This window comes from Lacticaseibacillus jixianensis, assembly GCF_003946485.1.
Lineage (GTDB): Bacteria > Bacillota > Bacilli > Lactobacillales > Lactobacillaceae > Lacticaseibacillus > Lacticaseibacillus jixianensis.
Genome location: NZ_RHOJ01000028.1, coordinates 26,115 through 35,717, shown reverse-complemented (window position 1 = coordinate 35,717; position 9,603 = coordinate 26,115). Strand labels below are relative to the sequence as shown.

The 9,603-nt window shown below is 60.0% G+C and carries 10 protein-coding genes; all 10 read right to left on the bottom strand.

What is annotated here, in order from left to right; all coding sequences use genetic code 11:
• Nucleotides 1-128: 128 nt before the first annotated feature.
• On the bottom strand, nt 129-1,232 hold the full coding sequence (locus EKM85_RS09900) for an alpha-hydroxy-acid oxidizing protein (protein ID WP_125586459.1): 1,104 nt from the start codon (nt 1,230-1,232) through the stop codon (nt 129-131).
• Nucleotides 1,233-1,603: 371 nt separating this feature from the next.
• Nucleotides 1,604-1,960 carry a 50S ribosomal protein L20 gene (gene rplT / locus EKM85_RS09895; protein WP_125586457.1) on the bottom strand — a complete coding sequence of 119 codons (357 nt, stop codon included), beginning with the start codon at nt 1,958-1,960 and terminating at the stop codon, nt 1,604-1,606.
• Nucleotides 1,961-2,024: 64 nt separating this feature from the next.
• Complete coding sequence (gene rpmI, locus EKM85_RS09890) at nt 2,025-2,225, bottom strand: 50S ribosomal protein L35 (protein ID WP_054665996.1); 201 nt, start codon at nt 2,223-2,225, stop codon at nt 2,025-2,027.
• Between the two features lie 45 nt (nt 2,226-2,270).
• Complete coding sequence (gene infC / locus EKM85_RS09885) at nt 2,271-2,801, bottom strand: translation initiation factor IF-3 (protein WP_164510743.1); 531 nt, start codon at nt 2,799-2,801, stop codon at nt 2,271-2,273.
• Between the two features lie 211 nt (nt 2,802-3,012).
• Complete coding sequence (thrS, locus tag EKM85_RS09880; RefSeq protein WP_125586455.1) at nt 3,013-4,989, bottom strand: threonine--tRNA ligase; 1,977 nt, start codon at nt 4,987-4,989, stop codon at nt 3,013-3,015.
• A gap of 322 nt (nt 4,990-5,311) precedes the next feature.
• Entirely contained in the window at nt 5,312-6,235 is a 924-nt protein-coding gene (gene dnaI / locus EKM85_RS09875; protein WP_125586453.1) for a primosomal protein DnaI, read from the bottom strand.
• Nucleotides 6,219-7,583, bottom strand: coding sequence for a replication initiation and membrane attachment family protein (locus EKM85_RS09870; RefSeq protein ID WP_125586450.1), 1,365 nt, complete (start codon nt 7,581-7,583; stop codon nt 6,219-6,221). Before EKM85_RS09870 ends, dnaI begins: the two co-directional genes overlap by 17 nt.
• A 53-nt stretch (nt 7,584-7,636) precedes the next feature.
• Nucleotides 7,637-8,107 (bottom strand): transcriptional regulator NrdR, encoded by a 471-nt coding sequence (gene nrdR, locus EKM85_RS09865; RefSeq protein ID WP_125586448.1) that lies wholly within the window; start codon nt 8,105-8,107, stop codon nt 7,637-7,639.
• A gap of 53 nt (nt 8,108-8,160) precedes the next feature.
• Nucleotides 8,161-8,757, bottom strand: a complete 597-nt coding sequence (gene coaE / locus EKM85_RS09860; protein ID WP_125586446.1) for a dephospho-CoA kinase — start codon at nt 8,755-8,757, stop codon at nt 8,161-8,163.
• Nucleotides 8,754-9,602, bottom strand: coding sequence for a bifunctional DNA-formamidopyrimidine glycosylase/DNA-(apurinic or apyrimidinic site) lyase (gene mutM / locus EKM85_RS09855; protein ID WP_125586444.1), 849 nt, complete (start codon nt 9,600-9,602; stop codon nt 8,754-8,756). Before mutM ends, coaE begins: the two co-directional genes overlap by 4 nt.
• Nucleotide 9,603: the final 1 nt, after the last annotated feature.

The window sequence follows — 9,603 nt, the reverse complement described above, 5'->3', positions numbered from 1 at the left end:
AAGTTAAGGTTAGCAGAGAATGGGCGCTGTGCCCACAAAAAGAAGCCCTGAGATTCCGTATTATTCGGATTCTCAGGGCTTTTTCTTGTGGGCGAGAATTATGTCTCGGCCTCGTTTTGGTGGCAACTTTAATTGCCATAAACGTTGTCGATCAGGTGGGTGCGCTTGATCTCCTCAACATTGTGCGTCCCGGTCAGCTGCATCGCGATCAGCAGCTCGTTTTCCAGTTCACGGAAAACCGCCTCGACGCCTTGACTGCCGCCCAGGGCCAGCCCGTAGATGACGGGCCGGCCGATAGCGACCAGGTCCGCCCCGGACGCCAGCGCCTTAAAGACGTGCATCCCGCGCCGTACCCCGGAATCAAACACGATCGGCACCCGGTGCGCCACCTGCTGCGCCACCACCTGAAGGGCGTCGAAGGAGGCCACGCCGCCGTCGAGCTGCCGGCCGCCGTGATTGGAGACCCAAATGCCGTCTGCGCCGGCTTTGATGGCGACCTCGGCGTCGGCCGCCGTCTGCACGCCTTTGACGTACACCGGCAGGCCAGAGTAGGCCTTGATGAACTCGATGTCCTTGGGCGCCAGCGCCTGCTTAGCGGACTTATAAACCGAATCCATGGTCTGGTCTTTGCCGTCCTCGTACGGCACGATCGGCAGCCCCACCGGGAAGGTGAAGTGGTTGCGCTTGTCGGCCTCCCGGTAGCCGCCCACCGTGGCGTCCGCGGTCAGGACGATCACTTCGGCGCCGTTCGCCTTCGCTGTGTCGAGCATCTGCTTGGTGGCGCCGTCATCCTTGCTTTGGTAAAGCTGGAACCACTGCGGCGAGTCGCCGCGCGCTGCCGCCTGCGCCTCGTAGGTCTCGCTGGCAAAAGACGAGATGGTAAACACCGTCTTGTGCTTGGCCACTGCCCGCGCAGTGGCCACTTCCCCTTGCGTGTTGGCGAGCTTGTGGGCCGCCACCGGGGCCATGATGAGCGGACTAGTCAGCCGGTGCCCCATGAAATCAACGTGCATATCGGCCGGAAACGAGATCTCCTGCAAGACCCTTGGCGCAACCAGCTTGTGGTTGAACGCTTTGATGTTTTCCCGGATCGTGTACAGGTCCTGCGCCCCGCTGGCGATGTAACCGTACGCGCCTTGCGGAATGACCTGCTTGGCGGCTTCCTCCAAGTCAAACACGTTGATCACGTCAAGGGGCTGTTCCGCGCTGCTTGTCACAAATGGCTCTGCCATGATTCTCACCTCAGATTAATTTTAGGACTTAAGCGATTAAATCTTTAGCAATCGTTTATCCAAAGATAGTTTAGCACCGGGGGTAACCGCTTTCAATAACATTCTGAAATAATTTATTGTGGCCTGGCGATCATTGACCGCGGTGGGCCAGGCGAAAGCGGTATGATCGGCCAGCCCCGTGCAGCGTACCGGCTGACATGCGTGGCGGCTATCGGGCTGCGCCGTCCCTGCCCCCACCTCGCCACGCAGGGGCTGTTCAGAGAGCAAATCAGGGACCAAAAAAGCCCTGCACAATGATTCAAATAAACGAATCATCGTGCAGGACGTTTCGGGCTAAAACCGCTTGGTGTCTCAGCCTGTGATAATGAACCTTATGCCAAAGCCTTTTTAGCGGTTTCTGCCAAGGCAGCAAAGCTGTCTGGGTCGGAAACGGCGATTTCGGCAAGCATCTTACGGTTCATGTCGATGTTGGCAAGCTTCAAACCATGCATCAGCTTGCTGTAAGAAATGTCGTTGATCCGCGCCGCAGCGTTGATGCGGGCGATCCACAGGGAGCGGAAGTTGCGCTTGGTTGCGCGGCGGTCGCGGAATGCGTACCGGTACGAAACCATGACCTGAGCGTTAGCCGCCTTGAACAACAGGTGCTTAGCGCCGCGGTAACCTTTGGCGAGCTTGAGAACCTTCTTACGACGTTTGCGAGTTACTGTTCCACCTTTTACACGTGGCATGTTAATTCCTCCTCAAAAATCAAGCGAAAACGATATGTGCCGGCCGCACTGGCCAAATGGCACACTACTTCATCTGACTCATCATCTGGCGGATCCGCTTCATATCTGAGTGGGATACCAAACCTGACTTGCGCAGCTGACGACGCTGCTTCTTGGTCTTACCGTGGAACCGGTGGCTCGTGTAAGCGTGGCCCCGCTTCAAAGCGCCGCTAGCAGTTTTCTTGAAGCGCTTAGCAGAAGCGCGGTGGGTCTTGAATTTTGGCATGACGATTTTCCTCCTAATACGTATGTTGAAGGGGCAACAGTTAGCCTATTGCTTCTTCGGATCTGGCTTCGGGGCAAGCATCAGAAACATGAAGCGCCCGTCCATCTTCGGACGAACCTCGACGTTCGCGATGTCCTTGACCACGTCGGCCATTTGTTCCAGGACTTTTCGACCCAAGTCCTTATGGGTGATCGCCCGGCCCCGGAACCGCACAGAAACCTTAACCTTGTCCCCTTTTTCAAGGAACTTGCGTGCGTTCTTCAGGCGGGTGTTGAAATCAGCTTCACCGATGGTCGGGCTCAGCCGAATTTCCTTAATGCTGATGGTTTTTTGCTTCTTGCGTGCTTCGCGCTGCTTTTTCTGCAGTTCGAACCGGAATTTGCCGAAGTCCATGATGCGGGCAACTGGCGGCTTGGCAGTGGGCGAAACGAGGACCAAGTCCAAGTTCGCAGTGGCTGCAAGTTCCATCGCTTCACGCGTGCTCTTGACGCCAAGTTGTTCACCATTCTGGTCGATCAAGCGGACCTCGCGTGAGCGGATCCCATCATTGACCATCATATCTCGTGCTATGGCAATTCACCTCCGAATTAATTTCGAGAAAAGCAAAAAGACGACGGGTGCAGATTGCACCCGCCGTCGATTATCTACCGATCATTTACCTAGAGGCCAGAGGCGTGGGTGAGAAGCGGGAACTTCTGCTTTTTCTCAACTTCACAATCATACACGCCGCTGCCTCTGGCGTCAAGCTTTTCCCGCCAAGCGGGCAGCATGGCCGGCTGCCGCTGGCTTACTTATCCAGTTGCGCCTGGCCTTCACCGCGCTTGTGCTTACCGTCGCGGCTGTAGTTCTTGACTTCCGCCTCGACCGCTTCGATGAACAGGTTAGCCGGCATTTCCTCGGCGCTGCTTTCACCGTAGCGCCGCACGGAAACGGCGGCACTGTTGACCTCTTTGTCCCCCACGACCACGGTGTATGGCACCTTCTGGGTCTGCGCTTCGCGGATCTTGTAACCCATCTGTTCGTTGCGGCTGTCCAGCTCGACCCGCAGGCCGGCCTTCAGCATCTTATCCTTCAAGAGCTTGGCGTATTCCATGTGCTGATCCAAGGAAACCGGGATCACCTTGACCTGCGTTGGGGCCAGCCAGGTTGGGAACGCCCCCTTGTAAATTTCCGTCAGGTAGGCGATGAAGCGCTCCATCGTGCCCACGATCCCGCGGTGGATCATGACCGGCCGGTGGTTCTCGCCGTCGGCCCCGACGTAGCTGAGGTCAAAGCGTTCCGGCAGCATGAAGTCGAGCTGGATGGTGGACATCGTTTCGTCGTTGCCCAGGGCCGTCTTGGTCTGGATGTCCAGCTTCGGGCCATAGAAGGCCGCTTCGCCTTCTGCTTCGTAGTAGTCCAGGCCCAGGTCGTCCATGGCGCCCTTCAGCATGGTCTGGCTTCGGGTCCACATCTCATCGTCGTCAAAGTACTTCTCGGTGTTCTTCGGGTCCCGGTACGACAGGCGGAAGGTGTAGTCGGAAATGTTGAAGTCCTCATAAACGTCCATGATCAGCTTCAGGATCTTCTTGAACTCTTCTTGCACCTGATCGAGCGCGACGAAGGTGTGCCCATCGTTGAGCGTCATTTCGCGCACGCGCTGCAGGCCGGAAAGGGCCCCGGATTTTTCGTAGCGGTGCATCATGCCCAGCTCGGCGATGCGCAGCGGCAGCTCCCGGTAAGAGCGGATGTGGTGCTTGAAGATCTGAATGTGGCTCGGGCAGTTCATCGGCCGCAGCTCCAGCATCTCGCCGTCGCCCATGTCCATTGGCGGGAACATGTCATCGCGGTAGTGGTCCCAGTGGCCGGAAGTCTTGTAGGCGTCCAGGTTCATCAAAACGGGCGTGTACACATGCTCGTAGCCATCGGCCAGTTCCTTGTCGATGATGTAACGCTCGATGATGCGCCGAATGGTCGCCCCGTTTGGCATCCAGTACGGCAGGCCGGCGCCGACCTTGGGATCAACGAAGAACAGGTCCAAATCGCGGCCGATCACCCGGTGGTCACGCTCTTTTGCCTCCTGGCGGCGCTTGGCGTCGGCTTCCAGGTCGGCTTCCTTGTAGTAGGCCGTCGCGTAGATCCGCTGAAGCATCGGGTTGCTTGACTTGCCCTGCCAGTAGGCGCCGGCAACGGACAGCAGGGAGAAGTGCTTAAGGTCCTTCAGGTTAGGCAGCAGCACCGCTTCTTCAAAATCAACGAAGTCGCCGAGCTTGTAGCCGGTCACCTGATCCCCCGCGAGGGCATCGATCAGCTGCACCTTGTAGGGTTCGTCGGCAAACGCCTTTTTGGCGTCGGCTTTGCTCATGCTGACCTTTTCGATCGGGGCGTTGGCCTTGATGATGGCCTTCATCTTCTCGTCCAGGGCCGGCAGCTCGTCGACGGTCAGTTGCCCGTCTTCCCGGTCGGTGTCGTAAAAGAAGCCGTCTTCGGCCGCTTCGCCTTCGCCCAGCCGCACTTCTGGGTGCAGCGCCTTGATGGCGGCCGCGAGAACAAAGGCCCCGGTTTCGCGCAGGACGGTCAGGCCGGCCGCAGAATCCTTGGTGACGATCTCCAGGCTGCCATCCGCGTTCAGCGGCGCGGTGAGGTCCACGAACGCCCCGTTGTACTTGCCGGCGACGGCCTTTTTGGCCAGGCTGTTGGCAATGCTCTTGGCAACGTCCAGCGTCGAAACGCCGGCGTCAAACTCTTTGATGCTGTTATCTGGTAGTGTGATCTTGATTGACATAGCCATTCTCCTTTTGTGACGAAAAACAAAAATCGCCTCGAGTGTCTATTGACACTCGGGACGATTTGACTCGCGGTTCCACCCGATTTGAAAGCACTGCTTTCCACTCGTTGCGCGTAACCTGCGCTGCGGGGGCCATGCGGCCGCTCTCGGAAAGTGGTGCGAACGTGATGCGCGGCTTTCAGCGGTGCCGCGCTCTCTGGGTGGGACGTTCTTGTTGCTTTCGTCTTTGATACCTAGATTAAACCACAGCCCAAGACCGCGTGCAAGGGCTGCCGCGAAAAAAGTTCACGGCTCGCAGACTGCTGTGCAGGGTTTGCGATCAGCCGTTGCGCCGGTCCGGTCCGGCCACGTTGATCTCGGTGGCCAAAAAGCGCACCCGTTCCATGATCCGCTGGGCCTTGACCGGCTCGTCCGCCTTGCCCGTTTCACTGCCGGACAGAAACGCCGCGAGCTCCTGCATGTTTTTGTTTGAAGTGAACAGCGTCGGCAGCTCCTCCTGCATCCGGTACTGCAAAATAATGCCGAGCACTTCGTCGCGCACCCAGGCGCTCCAGGCTTCCGCACCAATGTCGTCGATCATCAGTACCTTCGCCTTCTTGATGCGATCGACTTTGGCCAGCACGGAGTTATCCGTGATCGCCTGCTTCATCTCCACCGCAAACGTCGGGTAGTGCAGCAGGGTCGACGCGATCCCCTGCTCGGCCAGGTCGTTGGCAATGGCGCCCAGCAGGAAGGTCTTGCCCACCCCAAACGGCCCCGTCAGGTAGAGGCCCTTATGAAACTCATTCGGGGCCTTGGCCATCCCCATCGTGAAGTCCAGCGCCGCCGACAGCGCATCACTACGGTAACGCGGATCGTAGGTTTCCAGACTGGCGGTTTTGATCGCCTTGGGCATGTTCAAGGCCGTGATCAACCTGGCCTGCGCCGCCTGGGCATCCGCCGCCAGCTTCTCCGGGGTCGCCACGTAATCGATGTCGATCAGCCCGTTTGAGACCACCAGCTGCGGCTCATAGCCGGGCGCGATCAACGGGTCCCCCGCCTTGAGCCGATCACGCGCGGTCACAAACTCGTAGATCTTGGCCGCCCCGCGGGTCACGGCGTCCGGGGCCAGCTGCGCCTGGTTGGCCTGCAAAAAGCGCTGAACGTCCGCATCAGCGACGGCCGCTTGCATCATTTGGCGGTAGGCGGCGGTCATCTGCCGCTGATCCATGATCTTCGCCAACTCTTCATTCATGGGTTTCATCGCTGTCATCCTTTCTCAGGGCCCGCAGTTGCGCGATCTTGGCCGCGATCTCGGCGTTTTTCGCGGGATCCTCGGCCTTTTTGCTTTCGTACGGCTGATCCAGCCACGCCGGCTTGGCTTCCTGGCGCGCCGGGGCGGCTCTGCGTTGCCGCGGTTGGCGCTTTTGCTGCTCGTAGTCCTTGATGGCCTGCAGCGCCCGCTCCGGGCTGTCAACGCCTGCGGCCAGCCAGCGGTTGGCGATGTTGTCAAGCAAGGCCTGGGTGACACTGTCGTAATTCTGCAGCACGTAATCGATCAGGACGTTGATGGTCGCACTGTCAAACACGTTGCGCGAAGCCAGCTTTGCCACCGCCTGCTCCTCATTGCTCGCCACAAACAGCTGCGGGCTCTTGCGGTGCTTGGCCAGCTCCAAGAACTCGCGCGGCGGCGTCTGCTTGGCTTCTTGCACCAGCTGCTGCTCGCTGACGGTCAGCGGTCCGGTCGGCTGCTGGGCCGCCGGCGCGGCCGGCTGCGCGGCGTTCCGCGGTCTCAGGTGAGGCGCCTGCTTCTGGTAGGTCTGCTCAACGATTTGGCGCAAGGTGCGTTCGGCCAGCGTCCCGGTGGCGCGGCTGGTGGCCTGCTGGATCAACCGGGCGAAGACCGGTGGCGTGAGCCCGTAGAACGTCGCCAGCTGCGCCAGCGTGGCGCGGTGCGCCGCGATCTCACCGGGCTTAACCCCGGCGCGCGTGCAGAGCTGCTCCAGCAGTTCCCAATCGTAACCGGCGCCATCACTCAGCGTCACCTGAGGTAAAGCCTTTTGCTGGACCGACTGGCTGGCCGCCGTGGTCGGCTTTGGCGGCGCCACGGCCGTCAGCGTAAAGACGTCCAGCAAGTGCGCGGACACCTCCTGCCAGGACTGCGCCCGCACCGTGTGGATCGCGTACCGGTTCGCCAGCGCCGAGTAGCGGGCCTGCCCGACTCGATCAAACAAGAGCAAGCTGAGCGTCGCGTCCTGGAAAAAGGCGTCCGCCTCGACCGGGCGGTACAGCTCGTAAGCGTAGTAGCGGCCACTGGCGTCCGTGGTGGTGTAGGTCCGCATCAGCCCCAAGGCCTCAAGGCGCACCCGGGCATCGTACAGGACGTCAAGATCCACCCCGAGCAGGTCCATCAGCGCGGTCTGCTTGCGCCGCGCACTCGCCGTGGGGGCGCGCTGGGAATCGTTCCACAAGCTGAGGTAAAGGGCCAGCGCGACCGGGCCGATCAGTGGCTGGTAAAGGTGAACGACCACGTCCTGATCCTGGTCGCTGAAGTAGGTCGCCTGCAGCACGATGTAATCGTCCTGGGCCATGTAGTTTGTCGGTCGTGCCATGGTCATCCCTCCTGACTGAAAAAATAGGAGTCGGTTGCCCCACTCCCGCTTTGTTACTTATCGCTGGCCTTTTCACGTTTCATCATGTCCTGCAGCTCCTGCATAAACACGGACATGTCCTTGAACTGGCGGTACACCGACGCGAAGCGAATGTACGCCACGTCATCAACTTCTGCCAGCTGCTTCATGACGTATTCGCCGATCTGCTGGCTGGAGACCTCGTTTTCGCCGATGGCCCGCAGCTTATTTTCGACGTTCTCGACGATCTTCTGCATCTGTTCCATCGTGACCGGCCGCTTCTCGGCCGCGCGGATCAGCCCCTTCAGGATCTTCTCGCGGCTGAATTCCTCACGCGTGCCGTTCTTCTTGATCACGAGCAGCGGCGTCTGCTCGACCCGCTCGAACGTCGTGAACCGAAAGCCGCAGTTCTCGCACTCACGGCGCCGCCTGATCGCCCGGCCGCCGTCTGTCGGCCGCGAATCGACGACGCGGGAACTATTATGATGACAATGTGGGCAGAGCAAGGGCACACCTTCTTCATTTTGATACTACATTATACCACGCCCGAATTGAACAATCACCCAGCCAACTGGCCGAGCAGCTCTTGGCACTGGGCCCGCCGCATCGCCGGTCCCTGCGAGTTGTCGATCAGAAAATCGGCCCGCGCGATCTTCTCCTCTAGCGGCATCTGCGCGGCGATCCGCGCCTGAGCGGCTTCGCGGGTCAGGTCATCCCTGGCCATCAAGCGCTCCAGCTGCATGATCGGCGGCAGCGTCACCACGGCCACGCCATCAAAGCTGCCTTCATAGTGCGTTTCGTACAGGAGCGGGATCTCCCCCACGACGACCTTGGCGCCGGTGGCAATAGCTGCCGCCAGCGCATCAGTGATGGCCGCCCGCAGGTAGGGGTGGTCGATCGCGTTGAGCGTGTTCAGCTTCTCGGGGTCATTGAACACCAAGTCGCCCAAGCTCTTGCGATCCAGGGTGCCGTCCGGCCGGATCACCGTGGGGCCAAACGCGGCCTCGATCTTGCGCAGCGCCGGCCGCCCGGGTTCCACGATCTCACGCGCGATTTCGTCCGCGTCCACGACCGGACACCCTAACTTGCGAAACTCCGCTGCCACCGTGCTTTTTCCCGTCGCAATACCGCCGGTCAAACCGAGAACATATGTCATTTTAACTTGCGCTTCCTCAGCGGCTGGCACTGCGGGCAATAGTGCGTGCCGCGCTGGCCAACCTTAATCTTCACGATCGTCGTCTGACAGCGATCGCACGGGGTCCCTTCCCGATCGTAAACATGGAGCTGATCCTGCATGGCGCCGCGGTGCCCATCCGCATCGACGAACGAGTGAACCGAGGTCCCGCCAAGGCGGATCGCCTTGGCCAGTTCCGCGATGATCTGATCGTGCAGCTGGAAGGCCTCCTTGCGCGTCAGCGTGGCGGCCGGCTGCGCGGGGTTGAGCCGACTGAGCCACAGGCTTTCGTCCGCGTAAATGTTGCCAACCCCGGCCACGACGCTTTGGTCCAGGATCACGGACTTGATCGGCGCCTTGCGCTTGTGAACAGTCTGGTAAAATGCTTCGGCGTCAAAAGTGGCGGGCGTCGGCTCCGGGCCCATTTTCGCCAGGCCCGGCACCACCGTTTCCTCGCTGCCCGTGGCCACCAGCTGCATGCGGCCAAACTTGCGCATGTCCAAATACCGCAGCTGCGAGGCATCGGTAAACGTGAAGCTCACGTGCCAAAACCGCGCCGGTGGGTCCTGCTTGTTGAGCGCCAGCTGGTACTTGCCCTCCATGCGCAGGTGTGACACTAAGGTCTTGCCGTTATCAAAGCGCAGCAGCAGGTACTTCCCGCGCCGGTCGATGCCGGTGATGGTCGCCCCTGTTAGCTGCTGGTTAAAGTGCTGGACCCCGCCGATCAGGATCTTCTCCCAGTCGGTGGTGATCGTCTGGACGGTTTTGCCGACGATCAGGTGAGCAAGCCCGCGGCGCACGTTTTCAACTTCTGGTAATTCTGGCATG